The organism is uncultured Azohydromonas sp. (assembly GCF_937926365.1).
Taxonomy (GTDB): Bacteria; Pseudomonadota; Gammaproteobacteria; order Burkholderiales; family Burkholderiaceae_C; genus Azohydromonas.
On the sequence record NZ_CALAOH010000157.1, the window covers coordinates 1 to 20,458 of the forward strand.

The following is a 20,458-nucleotide window of genomic DNA, read 5'->3' on the forward strand; positions in this document are numbered from 1 at the left end:
GTCTACTGCGTGGCCCTCACCACGCCCCGGGCAACAGGGTGGGCTGAATACGTACAAACAAGAGGTCCGGCTCCACGGGTATTTGGACCAATGCTTCAGTGAACTATTCACGCCATTTCCTGGCGCTCCGTTCGGGTATATGCACGTCGCTCAAGGAGGGTTTTCCGCTTTGGCGCCATGGTTACATTTATAGGCACCCGGAGCGCCGGCCAACCACGTTGCGATCCACGCCTCCGCCGTCCAACTCCCTGGGAAGACATACGCTTTCGGCCCCGGTAATTTTTCTCGATCGCGGCGTTACCCGAGAAACATTGATTAACACAAGCTTTCCTTATCTCGGCCCATCCGCTGCCGAAACATAAACCATCGCCGCTCGAAAACTCGTCCACAAGACAGCCAGTCACGAAGCGGAGCCAGGTTCTCCTGGATTGAATGGTCTCCTGAAAACCGCGTTGGAAATCCGCGCGGCGGAGCGAGGCCGCCCTTTGAAAAACAGTTTCTCTACGGCAATGAATATCCTGAATTCCCAAAAGCATTCCCGCCTGGCGCTTGTCGGCTCCCTGTTCTCCATGAGCGTGATGCTGGCCGCCTGCGGCGGCGGGCAGGACGAGGCCTACCGTGCGGTGGGCGGCGAAGGCGCGCAGTCGCTGTCCAGCGCGGACAGCGCCGTCCTGGCGGACGGTCAGGACGCCGCCGTGCTGGCGGCCGACGAGCAGGACAACACCGTCTCGGCGCCGCCGGCGGCGTGGGAGCTGGAGGACGATCCGGTCGTCTCCGAAACCTTCCTGGCCAGCCAGCAGGCCCGCGCCACGGCCACGGAAAGGGCGATGGCCGCCGCGGCGGTGACCACCGACACCCGCGTGAAGTGGAACCCCGGCCACTACATCGCGCTGCCGCAGCGCGACAAGGCGACGATCGAGAAGGTCATGGCGGAGATCAAGCCGCTGCCGCAGGTCAAGGGGCTGATCCTGCGCTACGAATGGGCGCAGCTGGAGACGTCCAAGGGCGTGTACGACTTCTCGCGCCTGGACCGCGACTTGAGCCTGGTGCAGGCCGCCGGCAAGCGGCTGTGGATCATGGTCGGCACCAAGGTCTTCCGTGCCGGTGGCCGCGCGGTGCCGGACTACCTGCGCACCGCGGAGTACGAAGGCGGCGCCTACAAGATCCTCATCGGCGCGCGCCAAGCCATCGGCAGCAAGGAGCGCTACGGCGAGAACGCCGCGCTGCACAACCCCAAGGTGCGCGACCGCCTCGTCGCGCTGGGCGCCGCGATGGGTGCGCACCTCAACAAGCACAACGCGCTCGAAGGCATCACCTTCAACGAGACGGCCATGGGCCAGATGAAGGTGCCGCTGACCGCCGCGCAGAAGAACGCGTACTTCGACAACCTGGCTCAGGTTGGCGCCGCCACGCAGCGCGCCTTCCCCAACACGGTGGTGATGCAGTTCATCAACTTCCCCAAGCCCTACATGCCCGGCCTCATCAGCAGCATGGTGAGCAACAAGGTGGCGCTGGGCGGGCCGGACATCCTCCTGCAGGACCCCGACCTCAACAACCACATCTATCCGATGTACAACCCGGCCAAGGGCAAGGTCGCGGTGGGCCCCTCGGTGCAGCCGGAGAACTTCGCCACCACCGTGCAGCACGGCGCCTACAACCCGCCCAAGATCAGCGATCTCTACGACTTCGGCCGCACCCGCCTGAGCGCCAACTACATGTTCTGGACCCGCGTGACCAACGGCTCGCCCTCGCCCTATGCGCGCACGCTGGACTTCTTCAAGTCCAGTGCCTTCCCCAAGGACGCCTCCGGCGGGCTGATCACCACCTGCCCCTCGACCTATACGAGCTGCGTGCCGAAGCTCTGAGCAATCGCTTGCACGGCTGAACGAAAAAGCGGGCCCTCGGGCCCGCTTTGCGTTGAGGGTGCAACCTTCACCCCGACAAGCTGCGCAGCACCTGCAGCAGCCTGCGCGCCGCCACCGGCTTGACCAGCACCTGGAAGCCGCTCTCGGTGGCGCGGCGCAGTTCCTCGTGCGTGGTGTCGCCGGTCACGAGCACGGCCGGCAGCTCGCAGCGCCAGTGGTGGCGCAGGGCCTCGATGGCGGCAATGCCGTCCGGACCCTCGCCCAGGTGCAGGTCCGACAGGATCAGGTCCGGCGGCAGCGCCTGCGTGCGCTGCGCCATCACCGCCTCGCGCGCCGAGGCCGCCAGCACCACGCGGTGGCCCCACTCGCGCAGCAGCGCCCCCAGCGCCTCGCGGATCGGCTCCTCGTCCTCGATCACCAGCACCGTGCGCGAGGCGGCCTCGGGCATGGGCAACGTGCAGTCGGGACCGGCGGCGTCCTGCGGCGCCTCGCGCTCGGCACGCGCCACGCCGACGCGGAACATCGTCCCCCGCCCCGGCTGCGACACCACGCTGAGCTCGTGGCCCAGCAACTGCGCCAGCCGCTTGACGATGGCCAGCCCCATGCCCAGCCCCTGTGCGCGCGAACGGCCGCCGCGCCCCACCTGGTAGAACTCGTCGAACACCCGCGGCAGCTCCGTGGCACCGATGCCCACGCCGGTGTCCCAGACCTCGATGTTCACGTGCGTGGCGGTGCTGCGCGCCACCACCACCACGCCGCCCTTCTCGGTGTACTTGAGCGCGTTCTGCACCAGGTTGGCCAGCAGCCGCTCCAGCAGCTGCGGATCGCTGCGCACGCACTTGCCGCCGGGCGAGAAGCGCAGGTTCAGCCCGGCCAGCTCGGCCTGCCCCGCGAACTGCATGTGCAGCCGCCGGAACACGTCGCGCAGCGGGAAGGTCTGCTGGGCGGGCTCGACGCTGCCGGCATCCAGCCGCGACACGTCCAGCATCGCGTTGAAGGAGCGCTCCAGGGCCTCGATGCAGCGGATGAGGTTGCGAATGTAGGGCTCGTCCCCGGTGCCGCGCAGCCGCTTCTCCAGCGTCGCGGCAAAGAGCCCGATGGCGTGCACGGGCTGGCGCAGGTCGTGGCTGGCGTTGGCCAGGAAGCGGGTCTTGTCGCGGTCGGCGCGCAGCGCCTGGTCGCGCTCGGTGCCCAGCGCGCACAACCGTTCCTCGCGTTCCAGCTGCACGGTGGCCTGGGCGCGCCAGTGGCGGTGGCGATGCAGCGCCAGTGCGGCCACCACCGCGCACAGCAGCCCCCCCGCCCCCAGCACGGTTGCGGCAGGCCCGGGCTGCTGGCGCACCGTCCAGGCCAGCGCCAGGGTGGCGGAGCCGGGCAGCAGCAGCGCCAGCAGCACGGCCCGGCCCAGCGGGGCCAGCCCGCCCGCCACGACGAAGGCCACCATCGCCAGCACGATGAGCAGCAGCCACCGCTCGGTCTCGCCCGTGGGCAGCCAGGCCATCAGGGCCAGCAGCGCCAGCGCCAGCCCCGTGACGCCCACGTAGGCGCGGTACACCGCGATGCGCGGCACCGGTGGGCCGCACAGCCAGTCCGGCTTCCACGCCCACAGCAGCCACAGCGCGGCCGTGCACGAGGCCCAGGCCAACACGCCCAGGCTCCTGGGACTGAGCACCAGCGCCACCGCCAGCGCGCCCAGCACGGCCGCCACCACGCCCGGCGCGGCTTGCAGCAGCTCGGCCCGGGCCTGGTCGTGCAGCCGGCGCTCGCGCGCGCGACGCTCGGTCCAGGTTCGGGGCGTGGCGCCGGGCACGGGCTCCTGGCCCCCCACCGCGACGAAGCTGCCCCGCGCCGCCCGGCCCGCCAGGGCGGCAGCGATATTCACGCCCGACATGGACACTCCTCGGTGCAACGCTCAGCGGAAAAGGCTGATCAGGTGGGAGCGGGACCTCACGTCCAGCGCCAGCAGCAGCGCCGAGACGTAGTTTTTCACCGTGCCCAGCGACAGCGACATGCACTGGCTGATTTCCTGGTTCGCGCAGCCCGAAAGCACCAGCTCCAGGATTTCAAGATGGCGCGGACCCAGCTCGGAAACCCGGTCCATCAGCGCCGAAGCGGCAAAACGCGGAAAAAGCGCCGCGTTCGGCAACATATTCGATTCGCGTTTCCCTGGACGGGCCTGCAGCAGCGCTTGCAGGGTGCGGCGCATGTCGTCCATCAGCGCGCCCTTGTGCACGTAGGCCGCGGCGCCCAGGGCCCGCGCCTGGCGCACCACGAACTCGTCGGCGGTGCCGCTGAACACCGCCACGCGGGCCCCGGGATGGCACTCCACGAAGCGGCGCAGCCCCTGCAAACCCTTGCAGTCGCTCAGGTTCAGGTCCAGCAGCACGGCGTCGATGGGCGGGTTCTGGGCATAGACCTCCAGCGCATCGAGCAAGGTCACGGCTTCGAGCCATTCGATGCGCAGGTCGTCGATTTCCGCGTACAGCGAGCGCATGCCGCAGCGGATCAGTTCATGGTCGTCCACCAGCAGCACGCGGCGCTGGGACGGGGTTTCCTCCTCCGGCATGCCAAAACGGCCGGCCGAATGCACAGGCTGGGACCCGATGACGCAGTGCATACCTTCCCCCTATTAACACGATGGGCAAGCCAAACGCCTGTTGTAATTCCCGCGCAGCCAGCTTCCCCTAAAACCGTGCGCTGAAATCTTCAACAGGCCAAGGTATTGTGTCCATGAGAAAAATCAAAATAAACACAAGGAAGAGTTGACCCCGATTGGGGTGGAAATCCTCGAAAGAGGGCTGAAAGGAGTATCAACGGATATTCCCACGACAGCGGGCAGGGAATATCACAAGCGATGCGGCGGCGTGATGCCGTGGCGCTTCATCTGCCGGTACACCGTGGCGCGGCACACCCCCAGCTCGCGCGCGGCGGCGCTGATGGCCCACTTGTGCCGGCGTAGCGCCTGCAGCAGCTGCTGCGCCTCCTCGGCGCCGGCATCGGCCCATGCCTCCAGGGCGGGCACGACAGCCGGAGTCCCCACCGCGGCGAACGTATGCACCGGGGGCGCGGCCTCGGTCACCTCCTCCGGCAGCTCCGCCGGCGTCACGGGCGACTCGCCGGCCAGCGCCAGCGCGTAGCGCAGCGCGTTGCGCAGCTCGCGCGCGTTGCCCGGCCAGCGGTGCGCCAGCAGCAGCCGCAGCGCCTCGTCCGACAGGCTGGCGCGCTCCAGCCGCAGCTGCCGCGCCTCCTCGGCGAAGAGCATGCGCACCAGGTAGTCCAGGTCCCGGCGCTCGCGCAGCGGCGGCAGGCGCAACACCGCGCCGCTGAGGCGGTAGTACAGGTCCTCCCGGAAAGCGCCCTGCGCGATAGCCTGGCGCAGGTCGCGGTGCGAGGCGGCGATCACGTGCAGCTGCACCGGCACCGGCTTGTCCGCGCCCAGGGGCAGCACCTCGGACTCCGACAGCACGCGCAGCAGCCGCGTCTGCAGCTGCAGCGGCATGTCGCCGATCTCGTCCAGGAACAGCGTGCCGCCGTCGCTCTGCGCGATCAGCCCCTTCATGCCCTTGCTGCGCCCGCCGGTGAAGGTGCCGGGCGTGTAGCCGAAGAGCTCGCTCTCGATCAGCGACTCGGGGATGGAAGCGCAGTTGACGGCCACGAAGGGCTTGCATGCGCGGCGGCTGTGCGCATGCAGCGCCTTGGCCAGCACCTCCTTGCCCGCGCCGGTCTCGCCCTGGATCAGCAGCGCCACGCCGCTGTCCACCAGGCGCCGCGCGTGGCTGATGAGCTGCTGCATCGTCGCGTCGTCGCCGGCCAGCCGCTCCAGCGGGCCGCGCGGCGGCGCCTCCTCCACCGACGGCAGCCGCGGCGGCGGCATGCGCAGCACCGAGCCGGCGCGGCCGCGCGGCGGGATCACGCTGGGGAAGAAGCGCTGGCCGTGGTGCGGGAAGCGCGTGGCGACCTCCGGCGCACCGTGGCCGCGCGCCAGGCTCCACAGCACGTTGGGGCTGATGTCCAGCAGTTCCGTCAGCGGCGTGCCGATGAGCCCGGCCGCGTCGCGGTCACCGCGCAGCGTCTGCCAGAACTGCCGCCGCGCGCCGGTGTTGGCGCCGACGATGACGCCCTCCTCGTCGAAGGCCAGCATCAGCTCGCCCGACACGTCCACCAGCCCGCGCGCGCGGCCCAGGCGCAGGATCCAGTGATGGTCGAAGGCGCGCAGGAAGTTGGCGTCCTCGATCATCTGCGCGTACATGGTGGTCAGGTGCCACACCAGATGCTGGCTGTCGCGCGCCTCGGCCGACTTGAGTGCCGACACGTCCAGCACGCCCAGCAGCTCGCCATCGGGCGCGTACAGCGGCGAGGAGGTGCAGGTCAGCGAGATGTGCGTGGCGTCGAAGTGCTCCTCGCGGTGGCAGGTGATGGTGGTGCGCTCGATCAGGCAGGTGCCCACGCCGCAGGTGCCGGCATGGGCCTCGTTCCAGTCGGCGCCGATGTAGAGCCCGGCGCGCTTGAGCTGCGGCTCGGTGGCGGGGTTGCCGATGTAGTCCACGGCGATGCCGTCGGCGTCGGTGAGCAGCAGCATGTAGCCCAGGTCGGCCACGCGGCGGTACATGTCCTCCATGCCCGCGCGCGCCACGCGCAGAAAACCTTCCATGCGCTGGCGGTGCTCGCGCACCGCGGCCGAGGGCAGGATGCGCGCGGGCGTGGGCCGCGTGGGGTCCAGCCCATGCTGGCTCATGCAGCGGGCCCAGGACTTGTGGAAGAGCGACTCGGGCCCCGCGGCCCGCACCGCCAGCGCGCCGGTGCCCACGGCGATCACGTTGTCGATGTGGCGGGTCAGGGCGTCGGGCATGTGTTGTCTCCTCTTCTTGCCGGCCACTGCCGCCGCGGCCGGGCCCGCATCATCGAAGTGCGGGCGTACAGGGAAAACAGCAATTACCCCGAAGCGCACCGGGGACTTGCAACCGGACGTGGAGCAACTGCGACAGGTGTGATGCGACACCTGTCGCAGGCCGATGGGGCCCATGCAACAGGTGCGGGCCGCAGCGACAGGCGCCCGCCACGGCGCGGCCGGAGCCAGCGCCGGAGTCCAGCCGGCTGGCGCCACTTCTTCACGGATGGCACAGGCCTTGCGGTTGAGCCCCCGTCCAGTTGACGGAGAGCCCGGACCATGTCGATGCCAGCGAAGAGCGGGGAAGTGTGCGTGGGGATCATCGCGAACCCGGTGTCCGCGCGCGACATCCGCCGCGTCCTCGTCAACGCCAGCAGCCCGCAGCTGGCCGAGCGCGTGAGCATCGTGCTGCGGCTGCTGACGACGCTGAAGTCGCTGGGCGTCACGCGCGTGCTGGTGATGCCGGACAAGGCCGGCATCCGCGCCCTGCTCAACCGCCACCTGCAGCGCGAACCCTCCGAAGGCGGCTCCCTGCCCGCGGTCGAGTTCCTGGACATGGCGGTGAGCTCCACCGTGGAGGACACCTTCGAGGCCGCGCGCCGCATGCGTGCCGCGGGCGTGCGCGCGCTGATCGTGCTGGGCGGCGACGGCACGCACCGCGCGGTGGTGCGCGAGTGCGCGGACATCCCCATCGCGGGCCTGTCCACCGGCACCAACAACGCCTTCCCGGAGCTGCGCGAGCCCACGCTGGTGGCCATGGCCGTGGCGCTGCACGCCACCGGCCGCATCGGCGCGGACGAGGCGCTGGCGTGGAACAAGCTGCTGGAGGTGTCCATCGGCGAGCACCGCCGCGACATCGCGCTGGTGGACGCGGTGATCAGCACCGAGCGCTGCATCGGCGCGCGCGCGGTGTGGAAGACCGAGCAGCTCAGCGCCGCCTACTTCACCTTCGCCGACCCGGAGTGCATCGGGCTGTCGTCCATCGGCGGCCTGCTGCAGCCGGTGGACCGGCGCGCGCCGCAGGGCTTGGCCGTCACGCTGGCCCGCGACGGCACCGACGCGAAGCTGACGCTGCACGCGCCCATCGCGCCGGGGCTGCTGGCCGAGGTGCCGATCGCGCACTGGGAACCCATGGCGCCGGGCCGCGCCTTCGAGGTCGCCCAGGCCGGCGGCATCGTGGCCCTGGACGGCGAGCGCGAGCTGCCTTTCGAACCCGGCGAGCGCGTGCGGCTCACGCTGCGCCCGAACGCCTTTCCCACGGTGGACGTCACCCGCTGCCTGCGGCTCGCGGCGCAGCGGGGGCTGCTCCATCGTTTCTCAAGCAACCACTGACAGGAGACGAACCATGACTGTGAAACCCTTCCCGCTGGAGCGGCAGGCACTGCTGCAGTGCTACCGGACCATGCGCACCATCCGCGAGTTCGAGGAGCGGCTGCACGTGGACTTCGCCCGCGGCGACATCCCCGGCTTCGTGCACCTCTACGCCGGCGAGGAAGCCACCGCCGTGGGCATCATGAGCCACCTCGGCGACGGCGACCGCATCGCCAGCACGCACCGCGGCCACGGCCACTGCATCGCCAAGGGCGTGGACGTGGCGTCGATGATGAAGGAGATCTACGGGCGCAAGGGCGGCTCCTGCAACGGCAAGGGCGGCTCCATGCACATCGCCGATCTCTCCAAGGGAATGATGGGCGCCAACGGCATCCTGGGCGCGGGCGCGCCGCTGGTGTGCGGCGCGGCGCTGGCGGCCAAGTACCGCAAGAGCGGCGAGGTGGCGGTGTGCTTCGTGGGCGACGGCGCCTCCAACCAGGGCACCTTCCTGGAGAGCCTGAACCTGGCGGCGGTGTGGAACCTGCCCGTGCTGTTCGTGGTGGAGAACAACGGCTACGCCGAGTCCACCTCGCGCGACTACGCCACCGCGGTGGAGAGCTACGTGGACCGCGCCTCGGGCTTCGGCATCCCCGGCGTGGCCGTGGACGGCACCGACTTCTTCGCCGTGCACGAGGCCGCCGGCGAGATCATCAAGCGTGCCCGCGAGGGCGGCGGCCCGGCGCTGCTGGAGTGCCGCATGGTGCGCTTCTACGGCCACTTCGAGGGCGACGCCCAGACCTACCGCGCCGCGGGCGAGCTCGATGACATCCGCAACCACCGCGACTGCCTCAAGAAGTTCGCCGCCGCCGTCACCGGCGCGGGCGTGCTGCAGGCCGAGGAGCTGCAGGCCATCGACCACGAGGTGCTGGGCCTGATCGAGGACGCGGTCAGGCAGGCCAAGGCCGCGCCGCTGCCCACCGCCGCCGACCTGCTCACCGACGTGTACGTCAAGTACTGACGCGCGCACGTCGCCACGTTTTCCATTCACTCACACAGCCATCCAGCCAGGAGACAGGACATGGCCAGGAAGATTTCATTCAAGCAGGCGATCAACGAAGCCATCGACCAGGAAATGGCGCGCGACCCGTCGGTGATCATGATGGGCGAGGACATCGTCGGCGGCGCCGGCGCCGAGGGCGAGAAGGACGCCTGGGGCGGCGTGCTCGGCGTCACCAAGGGCCTGTACGCCAAGCACGGCGACCGGCTGCTGGACACGCCGCTGTCCGAGAGCGCCTACGTGGGCGCGGCCATCGGCGCGGCGGCCTGCGGCATGCGGCCCATCGCCGAGCTGATGTTCATCGACTTCATGGGCGTGTGCTTCGACCAGATCTTCAACCAGGCGGCGAAGTTCCGGTACATGTTCGGCGGCAAGGCGGAGACGCCGGTGGTGATCCGCGCCATGGTGGGCGCGGGCTTCCGGGCCGCGGCGCAGCACTCGCAGATGCTCACGCCGGTGTTCACGCACATCCCGGGCCTCAAGGTCGTGTGCCCCAGCACCCCCTATGACACCAAGGGGCTGCTGATCCAGGCCATCCGCGACAACGACCCCGTGATCTTCTGCGAGCACAAGAACCTCTACGGGCTCGAAGGCGAGGTGCCCGAGGGCTCCTATGCCATTCCCTTCGGCGAAGCCAACGTGGTGCGCGAGGGCGAGCACGTGTCCATCGTCACCTACGGGCTGATGGTGCACCGCGCGATGGAAGCGGCCGCAACGCTGGCCAAGGAAGGCGTGGAGGCCGAGGTGATCGACCTGCGCACCCTCTCGCCGCTGGACATGGACACGGTGCTCGACAGCGTGGAGCGCACCGGGCGCCTGGTGTGCGTGGACGAGGCCAGTCCGCGCTGCAACATCGCCACCGACATCGCCGCGCAGGTGGCGATGCAGGCCTTCAAGGCGCTCAAGGCGCAGATCGAGCTGGTGTCGCCGCCGCACGTGCCGGTGCCCTTCTCGCCCACGCTGGAGGACTTGTACATCCCCAGCGCCCAGCAGATCGGCGACGCCGTGCGCCGCACCCTCAAAGGAGGCAAGCAGTAATGACCGCAGTGATCACGCCCATCGTCATGCCCAAGTGGGGCCTGTCGATGAAGGAAGGGACCGTCATGTCGTGGCTGGTCGAAGAAGGCACCGAAATCGCGGTGGGCATGCCGATCCTGGAGGTCGAGACCGACAAGATCGCCAACGCCGTGGAGGCGGCCGACCCCGGCGTGCTGCGCCGCAAGGTCGCGCAAGAGGGCGAGCTGCTGCCGGTCAAGGCGCTGCTGGGCGTGATGGCGGGGCCCGAGGTGTCCGACGCCGACATCGACGCCTACGTCGCCGCCTACCAGGCGCCCTCGGCGGACGAGGAGGAGGATGCCGACGCCGCGCCCGCCTACCTCTGGACCGAGGTGGAAGGCATCCGCGTGCGCTACGCCCGCCGCGGCGCGGAGAGCGGCACGCCGGTGCTGTTCATCCACGGCTTCGGCGGCGACCTGGACAACTGGCTGTTCAACATCGACGCGCTGGCGGAAGTGGCGCCCGTGATCGCGCTGGACCTGCCGGGGCACGGGCAGTCCGACGTGAAACTGCCGGGCGCGAGCCTGGCGGCGCTGGCGGATTTCGTCGCCCGCTTCCTGGATGCGCTGGACGTGCGGCAGGTGCACGCGGTGGGCCACTCCATGGGCGGCGCGATCGCGTCGCAGCTGGCGCTGGCGCACCCGGCGCGGGTGGCGTCCGTCGCGCTGATCGCGCCGGCCGGGCTGGGCGAGGACATCAACCACGCCTACACCGAAGGCTTCGCCACGGCGGCGTCGCGGCGCGAGCTCAAGCCGGTGCTGGAGCAACTGTTCAACGACCCCTCGCTGGTGAGCCGCCAGATGGTGGACGACGTGCTCAAGTACAAGCGGCTCGACGGCGTGGAGCCGCTGCTGCTGTCGCTGAGCCAGGCGCTGTTCCCGCAGGGCCGGCAGGCGGCGCGGCCGGGGCTGGAGCTGGGCTCCGGCGGCAAGCCGGTGCTGGTGGTGTGGGGCACCGAGGATCGCATCGTGCCGGCCGCGCACGCCGCCCACGCCCCGCCGGGCGCGACGGTGGAGCGCTTCGAAGGCGCCGGCCACATGGTGCAGATGGAGCAAGCCAGCGAGGTCAACCGGCTGCTGCGCAAGCACGTGGGCGGCTGATCCGGCCGGCTGACTGACTGAAGCGCAGACTGGTCCCCGTCGCGCCCGTGCAGGCGGGTGCGGCGGGGATTCTTCATTGGCGCCGTGACGAGAAGGCGAGGAGGCACAACCATGACGACGCACACCCTTTCACCCGCGCTCCCGCAACGGCCGGGTTTCGTGCTGCTGCCCGATGCCGGCCGGCCGCAGGACGACCTGGCGCTGGAGGCGCGGCTGCTGGAGCAGGCCGCCGAGGGCGGCGCCTACGCCGCGGTGTGGGAATGCCGCCCCGCGCTGGTGGTGCCCGCCACCTACCGGCGCTTCGAGCGCTTCGAGGCACTGAGCGAGCGCTTTGCGGCGCAGGGCTGGCCGGTGTCGGTGCGCCGCTCCGGCGGCGGGCTGGTGCCGCAGGGGCCGGGCATGGTCAACCTCAGCCTGGCCTGGCGCACGCCGGCGCGCATGGCCGACGCGATGGAGACGGTCTACCTGGGGCTGTGCGCCCTGCTGCAGGAGGCTTTCCAGAGCTTCGGGCTGCGGGCCCAGGCGCAGCCGGTGGAAGGCTCCTTCTGCGACGGGCGCTTCAACCTGGCGCTGGACGGACGCAAGGCGGTGGGCACGGCGCAGTACTGGAAGCGGGTCAACGCCGCGGAGCACGTGGTGCTGGCGCATGCCTGCGTGCTGGTGGACGCGGACCTGCCGCTGCTGGTGGAGCGCGCCAATGCCTTCGAGGCGCAACTGGGCAGTGATCGGCAGTACCGGGTGGAGACGCTGGCGAACCTGGTGCCGGCGGCGGGGTGGATGCCGGTGGACGAGGCGGGCCAGCCGCTCATGGCGGCGCACTTCGCGCGGCGGCTGGCCAGCGGGGTGAACGGCGCCGCGGCGTTGTGCTGAGGCTCGGGCCTTTCAACTTCCGCTCGTGCCCCGGGTGGGCGGCGGGGGCTGGCGTGCAGCATCCGATTCGTTCCTGCCCTGCCCGCCCGGCGGCGCTTCGTAGGCCGCCAAGCGCCACACGGCGGGGGCTTTGCCGACCGGGCGCTCGCCCTTGAGTTGCTGCCACAGGCTGGGCTTGCGCCAGACCAAGGCCATGGGCATGCGTTGGCCTTCCTCCAGCCAGATGCCCGGGCGCTGCGCCAAATTCAAATCGTCGTCGCATTCCCACCAGCCGGTTTGCGGGCAGGTGCGGCCGGTGACGTGGCGCTCGCCGAGGGGGGCCTTCCTGGGCTGGCCGGTTTTGCTAACGCCTGTCGGGCGCACACGAATGGAGCTGACGAGCTTGTCCCATAAGGCAACGGCCTCCTCGTCGCTGAGACTGGGAGGCACCCGGGCAGCTTGCTGGTTGCTCGCACCGGTATCCATTTGCATATCGAATGCGGGCCTGAGCTCATTTTTGGTCTCTCCGCCTCCTTCGAACACAAACTGGTGGTTTTCAGTGCCGCTACCTTGCGCAGGCTTACGTGCAAGCAGCTCGTATCCCCTGCTGCCATTGAATTCGCGCTCACCCCTGCGCAGGAATTTGATGTTTGCGTACCAGGCGCCATAACCGCTGCGTTGAGCAAACTTTTCGGCCTCCTTTTGGCGGCGCTGCACGTTATCTATGGTTTCTTGCTGCTTATCTCTGGAATTTATTCGTGTAGCAATAGAAAAATGCACATCCGGAAATTCGTTGAGGCGAACGCCCAAACTGAAATTTTCACCACCGATGCCCAGGGGCTTGCTAATGAAGGCGCCATCAATGCATACCCCCACGTCATCAGGTATCTCATCATCGGCGCGCAAACGGAGGGCTCGGGCACTATCATTGAGTTGCATCACGGCTTCGGGCACAGACTCTCCATATTTGGCAGCATACCTTGACGTATTGGCGATAGTGCTTTGAACGAAAACATCATTCCCAACACGAATAAAAGATTCAATCTTGTAGGCACTGCCAGTACCGTCTTCAGCTCCAAAGACGATTTTCTGCATTGGCAATAAACCATTTATAACTTTGCCATACATGGCTTCATGGCCTTCCTTTAAATCGCTAAGTGCATAGTCACTGTCCTCTTCGATCTTCTTCAGTCGCTTATCGATCCATTCCTGAATTCTCGCACCCTCGCCTGCTAAGCGCTCCGTCGGTAATGGGGTTTCACTAAAACCGTACACCGCAGTCGCGGTAGCAGGAATATCGATAACCAAGCGTCCAAAGCATACGGTTCTGGTATTTTCAAACAGCTTCTGCAGGCGAGGTGTGAGCGGAGTCCTGTTGGGTATCTTCATGGATATTGACGTGTATTTGCAGGCAGTCAGCCCAAGGCAAATCACTGCGAGGCGGCACCAATTGAGAGCGTATCGTCGCAGCGCGAGCATCATTTGCTCCAATTCATCGTCTGGATAATGCGTACCAAGCTGTAGAGCGTGCTATGCAGGACGGCTTCATTCTTGTAGCTGTCCTGATGCTCGTAACCGGTTTGCCGGAACAGGCCCTTGAACTTGCCGCTGAGCAATTGATCGTCAGCGGAATGGACCGGTACTGTCTGGTCGCCTGGATCGGCTGGCGGCTGCAGACGTACGCTGGGACCCAAAGCCGTCAGGCCAAGCGGTTTGGGCAGCGCTGGATCAAAAACCTGCAGCCACCCTCTACCGCCATCGGACAACAGCTGGAATGTTTCTGCTCGTGATCCAACGGAAATGTTCGTATTAACGTCCCAAACAACACGGTGCCAAGCCGCGTGACTGGCATCTGCACCATAGTGGGCATAGCTAGTTGGGTGATAGATATTCTCGATATCGCAATGAAATATTTTAGCCTCATCAAGCATCCGACAAGTACGCCCAAAGCAATTGGAATTCGACAGCATTTTCGCTGGATTCAACCACTCCTCATTCAGCAACCGATACCAAGCTCCACGCAGCTTGTATATTTCCTCATAAGGATCGCCGTCCAACCTCGGCAAGCTCAGCAATATCTCGCCGTTGCGTACGATCTGCAGCCATGCGTATCCGTAAGCTTGACTGGGCAACAATTCCAATCCGCCTTGCGAATTCCCCAATACCGCCGTTACTTCATCGCCTGAATTTCCCAGCACCTTGGCCGCGATATTGAAAAAGCCATCTTCAAAACCGCAACGCATGCGCTTATAGGCCGCACCGGCTCCGGTGGCGGGCATTACTCCATGCACGATACCTAGTATTTTTTCCTGCAGATTCCCCATACCGGGATGAACCATTGCCCGCGCCACCAGCCCGCCCATGCTGTGTGTAACCACGATGACCTTCTCGCACTGAAAACCCCAACTTATATACTGCGTGATCAATTTATTGATGCGCTTGGCTGTATCAATACCTGATCGCCGATTCGACTTAAGCCAGTTGTAGCCCATGGCATGTACCGGGAACCAGCAGTCGCGCAGTGCCTGTCGTAGCTCGTCCTCCTGCAAAGGCTGCAGGTTTGATCCCGGGTGAGCCTGCCAAGCAGCCGGGTTGACGCCGACGATGTTCCTCCACCACTCATCAAGCTTGCCACCGCGAAAGGCCGTGTGCAGCCGCAACTCGCAGCGCTGCAGCAGCTCGCCGTAGCTGTCGAAGAAAACCTCACCCCAGCCACGTTCTCGCGCTTTTTGTTCTTTGGTTTGGCATGGTCTGGCCATGGGCGGATCGTCCATCAGCAGCGGAGTCGTAATACCCAACTCCAGCGGAAGCGTGAATTTCACTCTTGCGTTGTTGTGCCGCCGCTCGGGTGATTCGGTTGGGTCGCCCGTCGGCGCATCGGGCGCATAGGTATCGACTTCCGTTTGATCTGGGTCGAGTTGCATCTGCCTCTGCGCCGGAGAAGCAGAGAGCAAATCAAATGCTTCCCCTTTGCGGTCGGGCCGCCAAGCGATGTTGTTATTCATGCCTAACTCATGCTGGCGCCCTGCGGATAGCCGTAGGTTCGATCCCATGATGCCGGGCAGAAAAACAATGGGAATAACTCGCCGCGGCATGGCGCCCATCTTCTGCGGCAGCTTGTCGTTCGTCGGGGTCACGAAACCTTGGGCCTTGCGTCCGCCGGTTTCAGGCTGAACGGGCAGTTGATAGCCCACGATGGAAGACGTCGCCATGGCATCTCTCCTTCAGTCCAGCAACTCAACGATGTAGCGGGCGTAGGGAATGGAGGACCGGAATACCGGCACCTTGCCTTGTTCATCGGTCGTGGCCTCGATTACCTGGCCGTCCTCTAGATGGATCCGGCAGCGTCGCTGGGCCACCGGCAGGTCGGTCATGGCATCGACCAACACGATGTGCTGATCGAATTTCAAGTCACTCCCCGGCGCCTTCACCCCCGCCGGCACCCCATCCCCGCCGCTGCTGTGCGCGAAGCTCGCCGACTTGATCACGTACGCCCCGCGCGCCTGCTCGAACAGCGTGCCGCCGCCCCAGCGCGTGGCCGCGCCGTCGCTGATGACCTCCACTTCCGGCGCCTGGATCACTACCTTCGTCCCGGCCGTGAGCCGGATGGAGCGCGCAGCCACCAGGTCGATGTCGCCGTCATGCGCCTGCAGCTGCACCGGCCCCTGGCCGGCCACGGCCGCGATGCCGCCCTGGTGCGCGAAGGTGCTCACCCCCTGGGCCGCGCGCTGGCGGATCTGCCCGCCGGCCGTGAGCTGCGTGTGGCCCACGCTCACGGCGTCGATGTGGGTCTGCGCGCCCAGCAGCAAGTTGTCCTGGCTCGCCACGGCTGCACCTGCCGCGGCGCTCACCGCCACCAGCGGCGCGCCGCCGCCCGAGGTGTCCGGCTCCACGTTGGAACCGCGGTCCCAGTCGCCCAGCAACTGCACCAGCCGCTTGAGCCGCGCCGGGTCGGTGCCGCCGGCCTGGTGCGTGTCGGCCAGCGCCGCGAGTTGTTCGACCGCGGACTGCAGCGCCCGCACCAGTCCCAGCAGCTCGTCGCGCGCCAGATGGCTGCCTGCGGCCTCGGGCTGTGCCGCCGATGAAATCAAGACGCCCTGGCCGCCACGCACGGCCGTGGCCGCGTCGCTGCGCAGCTCGGCGCCCTCGCCGCGCGGCTGCGTTTCCCCCTTGCGCATGGGCGTGGCCAGGTCGCCCAGGTTGAGCTGGCTCGCCGCGTGGTCGCTGGCGAGCTGCACGCTGATGTGACTCCTGCTGTCGTTGAAGCGCAGCTGCTGCTGGCGCGCACCGCCCAGCTCGCGCGTGACGACGCCGCTCAAGGCGTGGTTGTGCGGCAGGCCACCGAGGCCGTCGAAGCGCGGTGGCGGGTTGGTCGCGTGGTGGCGGCAACCCATGATCACCGGGCGCGAGGGGTCGCCCATCTCGAAGCCGATGCTCACCTCCATGCCCACCCGCAGCGGGAACAGCACGCCGAAACCCGCGCCGCACCACAGCCCGTTGACGCGCACCCAGGCGCTGTCGCCGGCGTTGCCGTTGGTGCCCGCACCCGCGGCATGCGCGTGGTCCTCGGGGTCCAGGCCGTGGAAGCGCACCTTCACGCGCCCCAGCTCGTCACACCACACCGGCACGCCCTCCGCGCCCACCACGGTGGCCGTCATCAGCGGCATGGCAGGCAAGTCGAGCTGCCGGTCCCAGGCCGGCACCAGCGGCACGTCGCGCTGCACGGCCGTGAAGCGGTTGACGTAGCGCTCGGCGCCGTCGTGCGGCGGCGGCGCGTCGGCCCAGCCGTCGATGCCATCCGCGCCGGCATCCAGCAGCGCCTGCGCGCGTGCGGCCAGCTCCTTGGGCAGGTTGCTGCGCGCCCAGTGCCGCAGCCGCACGATGACGAACTCGCGCCGGCGCGGCTCGAAGGCCGTGGCGTCGAGTTGCGGATGGCCGTCGATGCGGTTGTATTCGCCCACCCGGAGGTCACGCACGCCGCCGATGCCGTGCAGCCGCTGCGCGCGGCTGGCGTGGCGGTCCAGCGCCACGCGCGCGAGCCGGTCGTGGTCGGCGATGTCGTTGCCGGCGTGGGGCAGCTCGATGCGCGCGTCCTGCAGCGCCGCGGCCAGCGCATTGCCGGCCTCGCCCTGGTCGGCGCGAACGCCCGCGTCGGCCACCGCCACGTCCACCCGCGCCATCTCGTGGTCCCAGCTCGCGCGCCGCACGCTGCCCGGCACAAGGGTATGCGTGGGCGACAGCAGCTCGACGGTGTCGCGCTGCTCGGTGCCGCCGCTGTGGTGGTAGCGCACGGGCCCGGCGGCATTGGCCGGCAGCCGGCTGGCGTCGTCGAAGAGCACGATCTCCTGCGTCGGCGTGCCGTGCTCGCCGCCATCGCCCGCGCGCACGAACCAGCTCACGCCCTCGCGCGCCAGCAGCCCGCGCAGGAAGGCCGCGTCGCTCTGGTGCAGCTGCAGCGTGCACGCGCGCTGCGGGTAGCGCGCCTCGTCGATGGCCAGCAGCCGGTAGTCGAAGCAGCGCGCCAGCGCCGGGAAGCGGCTGCGCCAGCCGCCCAGCACCGTGTGCGCGACGTCGATCACGCTCTGGTCCAGGAAGACGCGGTTGCTGCGCCGCTGCTCCATGAGCGCGAACACGTCCTGCGCGGTGAGCTGCATGGCGGTGAGCGTGCCGTCGCTCTGGCCCAGGCGCACCTGCGTGACCACGGCGCACCAGCGCCGCAGCTCGCCGCGGTCGGTGACGAGCTGCACCTCCAGCGGCACGCCCATGAGCGCGCGCGGATCGAGCAGCGCGTCCGTGCTCAGGCACGTGAGCCGCAGCGTGACACCCTCGCAGATGCCTTCGCTGACGTGCAGCCGCTGCGCCAGCAGCACGTCCTCGAACAGCGCGTCCAGCCGCGGGCCGAAGCGCAGCCGGATCGCGCGCCGCGCCTGGTCCAGCAGCAGCGACAGCGGGTTGCGGACGACGTCGTGCAGGTTCATGGTCAACCTTTCAGGCTCAGGAGCGGCAGGCGCTACAGCAGCGGGAGCTCACCGGCACGCACCTCGCCGCGGTAGAGCACCCGCGCGTCCTGTGCCGACACGAGTTCCAGCCGCGTGAAGCTGTTGCGGTGGGCCATCCGCGGGAAGAAGCGCTCCAGCACCTGGGCGAACAGGCACAACCCGGCGCCGGCGTAGCGCTGCTCGTCGATGCTCAGTCGCACTTCGGTGCCGCGCGCAAGCGCCCGCATGACGCGGCCCACCCAGGCCTGGGCGGGTCGGGCCTCGATGGCCACGAGCGACTGCACCAGCTGCTCGCTGTCCACGCCGCGGGGCAGGTCGTGCAGGCGCAGCAGCTCGCGCACGGCCTCGATACCCGGGCCGGACAGCCACAGCGGGTTGGGCGACAGCGCCGAGATGAACTGCCAGGCGCGCTCGCCGCGGCCGTCGAAACGCCGGCTCGGCGTGGGCCGCTGCAGCAGCCGCACGGTGCATGCCGTGCCGCCATCGGGCAGCAGGTCACCGCCGGGGCTGCCGATGGAGATTTCGCGCGGCAGGTCGCCGTTGGTGGCCGTGAGGTCCACCGTGAGGCCGCCGTCCGGCAGCGGCGCCGGCTCGCCGTCCGGGCCGACGATCTCGATCGTGGCGCGGCCGGTGCCGCGCGTGTCATGCCGAAGCACCCAGCCCCGTCCCGAACCACCCGCTGCGGAGAACAGCGGCGGAATCTCCCGCAGCGCCTCGCCCGGCTGGGGCTTCTCGGGCCCCCACAGGACGCGCTCGATCGCGCAGACCTCGGCACTCCACGGGTGCTGGGCGTCGGGCAGCACCGTGCAGCGTGCCGGCGCCTGCCGGTCCTGCAGCGGCTTGACCCGCGTGGCGAAGAGATTGACCACCGGCGTGCAGCCGGGCACGAGGTTCGAGGCGTCGAGCGTGTGCAGCACGGTGGCCTGCGGGCTGCCCGGGACGATGCCGCCCAGCGCGTAGTGCAGCTCCACCTCCTGCCCGGGCCGGGCGTGCAGCGCGGCCGGCCAGGGCAGGTCCACGAAGTCGAATTTGCAGGGGAAGGCGAAGTACTCGATCAGCAGCCGGTACGCGTCGGCGTGGGCGCCGATGAGCGCCTCCTCGCCGGCAAAGCCCACCGGGCGCGGCAGGCAGCCCTCCGCCGTGCGCCAGGGGCCGCCGGCCTCGCGCTCGGTCAGCGCGCCCAGCGCCTGGCCGCACAGCGCCTCGCGCAGCGCGGCCACCTGCACGGCATCGCCCCTCAGGTGCAGCCGCAACGGGGGCTGCGTGTCCGCGGGCCAGGCGGCTTCCTTGGCGGTGAGCGCCAGCCGTAGCGACAGCAGCGCGGTGGTGCCGGCCGGCAGCGGCGTGCCCGCAGCCGCTGCCGTCCTGCCGCGCAGCCTGATCCCGGCCACGCGCAGCGGCGCCAGCGTGAGGCCGTACGCGGTACGGAAGGCGCAGCGCACGCCGCGCAGCGGCGCCGAGCGCAGCGTGGTGCCGCGCGGCACCGTCAGCGTCTCCCCCGCGGCCAGCTTCGACGCATCGGGCTCGAAGGCCGCGATAGCGCACGCGGGGAACGGGCGCAGGTATTGCGGCGCCAGCCGCTGCAGCAGCCCGTCGGTCAGGCGGGCCTGGCTGTTCTCGATGTGCAGGCTCGCGCGCGCGTTGAGCAGCGCGGCCGCCTGCATCAGCCGCCCGACCTGCGGGTCCTCGCTCAGGCCCTCGCCGGTGATGCCCAGCCGCTGCGCCAAGGCAGGGTACTGGACGGCGAAACGCGCGGCATCGGCGGCGAGCCGGCGCAGCTCGACTTCGTAGTGAGGAAGCAGCCCGTCCATGCCCACCGCCCTCCCATGCCTGTTCTTGTGTCGACACAGGCTAGAAAGCGCCGGGCCCGCCTGACAGGGAGGAACCGACTGCCGCGGGTAGTCGCTTTGTCATGGGCGCGGGAGCGAGCCATTCGCCGCGGCGCCGATGCAAATTTCAGGGAAGAGCCGGACGGATCCGCTCCCGGTCGGCGTCAGGGTCAGGGTGCTTGCGTGGACAACCACTGCAGGTAGGCCACCAGCTCCCAGATCTGCTCTTGCGAGAAGGTCTTGCCCCAGGGCGGCATGATGTCCGTGCCGCGGCGGCCTTCGCTGATCACCTTGAAGGCCTCGGCGGGCACGAAGTCGCTGCGGCCCTTGAAGCTGGGCGCGCGCCCGCCCACGCCGCCGCTGCCATGGCAGTAGGCCGCGCAGGTGGCGCCGAAGCGGCCCTTGCCGGCCTCGACGCGGGCCGGGTCGTCCAGGGAAAACGGGGGCGTGTGGGCCGTCGGCGCGGCCACCGGCTCAGCCGCCGGCACGGCGGCGGCGCCGGCC

The 20,458-nt window shown here is 68.8% G+C and carries 14 protein-coding genes; 6 read left to right on the forward strand and 8 right to left on the reverse strand.

The annotated features are described in order from the left end of the window. Nucleotides 1–569 precede the first annotated feature (569 nt). Complete coding sequence (locus tag Q0741_RS16710; protein ID WP_298234330.1) at nt 570–1,865, forward strand: hypothetical protein; 1,296 nt, start codon at nt 570–572, stop codon at nt 1,863–1,865. A gap of 67 nt (nt 1,866–1,932) precedes the next feature. Here the strand turns inward: Q0741_RS16710 and Q0741_RS16715 are convergent, their stop codons facing one another. From Q0741_RS16715 to Q0741_RS16725, 3 genes are all read right to left on the reverse strand, one after another. Further along, complete coding sequence (locus Q0741_RS16715; protein ID WP_298234331.1) at nt 1,933–3,756, reverse strand: hybrid sensor histidine kinase/response regulator; 1,824 nt, start codon at nt 3,754–3,756, stop codon at nt 1,933–1,935. A gap of 21 nt (nt 3,757–3,777) precedes the next feature. After that, nucleotides 3,778–4,431, reverse strand: coding sequence for a response regulator transcription factor (locus Q0741_RS16720; protein WP_298234332.1), 654 nt, complete (start codon nt 4,429–4,431; stop codon nt 3,778–3,780). A gap of 279 nt (nt 4,432–4,710) precedes the next feature. Continuing rightward, nucleotides 4,711–6,714, reverse strand: coding sequence for a sigma-54-dependent Fis family transcriptional regulator (locus Q0741_RS16725; protein WP_298234333.1), 2,004 nt, complete (start codon nt 6,712–6,714; stop codon nt 4,711–4,713). A gap of 318 nt (nt 6,715–7,032) precedes the next feature. Between Q0741_RS16725 and Q0741_RS16730 the strand changes: the two genes are divergently transcribed. From Q0741_RS16730 to Q0741_RS16750, 5 genes are all read left to right on the forward strand, one after another. After that, complete coding sequence (locus tag Q0741_RS16730; protein WP_298234334.1) at nt 7,033–8,085, forward strand: NAD(+)/NADH kinase; 1,053 nt, start codon at nt 7,033–7,035, stop codon at nt 8,083–8,085. Nucleotides 8,086–8,098: 13 nt separating this feature from the next. Further along, nucleotides 8,099–9,082: a thiamine pyrophosphate-dependent dehydrogenase E1 component subunit alpha gene (locus Q0741_RS16735; RefSeq protein ID WP_298234335.1), complete on the forward strand. Its 984-nt coding sequence runs from the start codon at nt 8,099–8,101 to the stop codon at nt 9,080–9,082. Between the two features lie 60 nt (nt 9,083–9,142). Beyond that, complete coding sequence (locus tag Q0741_RS16740; protein ID WP_298234336.1) at nt 9,143–10,159, forward strand: alpha-ketoacid dehydrogenase subunit beta; 1,017 nt, start codon at nt 9,143–9,145, stop codon at nt 10,157–10,159. Further along, nucleotides 10,159–11,277 carry an acetoin dehydrogenase dihydrolipoyllysine-residue acetyltransferase subunit gene (locus Q0741_RS16745; protein ID WP_298234337.1) on the forward strand — a complete coding sequence of 373 codons (1,119 nt, stop codon included), beginning with the start codon at nt 10,159–10,161 and terminating at the stop codon, nt 11,275–11,277. Before Q0741_RS16740 ends, Q0741_RS16745 begins: the two co-directional genes overlap by 1 nt. Before the next feature lie 111 nt (nt 11,278–11,388). Further along, nucleotides 11,389–12,147 carry a lipoate--protein ligase family protein gene (locus Q0741_RS16750; RefSeq protein WP_298234338.1) on the forward strand — a complete coding sequence of 253 codons (759 nt, stop codon included), beginning with the start codon at nt 11,389–11,391 and terminating at the stop codon, nt 12,145–12,147. Nucleotides 12,148–12,159: 12 nt separating this feature from the next. Here Q0741_RS16750 and Q0741_RS16755 read toward each other — a convergent pair whose 3' ends face one another. The 5 genes from Q0741_RS16755 to Q0741_RS16775 form a co-directional block, all read right to left on the reverse strand. Continuing rightward, nucleotides 12,160–13,515, reverse strand: coding sequence for a T6SS immunity protein Tli4 family protein (locus tag Q0741_RS16755; RefSeq protein ID WP_298234339.1), 1,356 nt, complete (start codon nt 13,513–13,515; stop codon nt 12,160–12,162). A gap of 89 nt (nt 13,516–13,604) precedes the next feature. Beyond that, entirely contained in the window at nt 13,605–15,338 is a 1,734-nt protein-coding gene (locus Q0741_RS16760; protein WP_298234340.1) for a hypothetical protein, read from the reverse strand. 12 nt (nt 15,339–15,350) lie between these two features. Further along, a complete protein-coding gene (locus tag Q0741_RS16765; protein WP_298234341.1) occupies nt 15,351–18,104 on the reverse strand; it encodes a type VI secretion system Vgr family protein in 2,754 nt (917 codons plus the stop codon). A 32-nt stretch (nt 18,105–18,136) separates the two neighbouring features. Beyond that, on the reverse strand, nt 18,137–19,936 hold the full coding sequence (tssF, locus tag Q0741_RS16770) for a type VI secretion system baseplate subunit TssF (protein WP_298234342.1): 1,800 nt from the start codon (nt 19,934–19,936) through the stop codon (nt 18,137–18,139). Nucleotides 19,937–20,124: 188 nt separating this feature from the next. Continuing rightward, entirely contained in the window at nt 20,125–20,442 is a 318-nt protein-coding gene (locus tag Q0741_RS16775; protein ID WP_298234343.1) for a cytochrome c, read from the reverse strand. Nucleotides 20,443–20,458 lie beyond the last annotated feature (16 nt).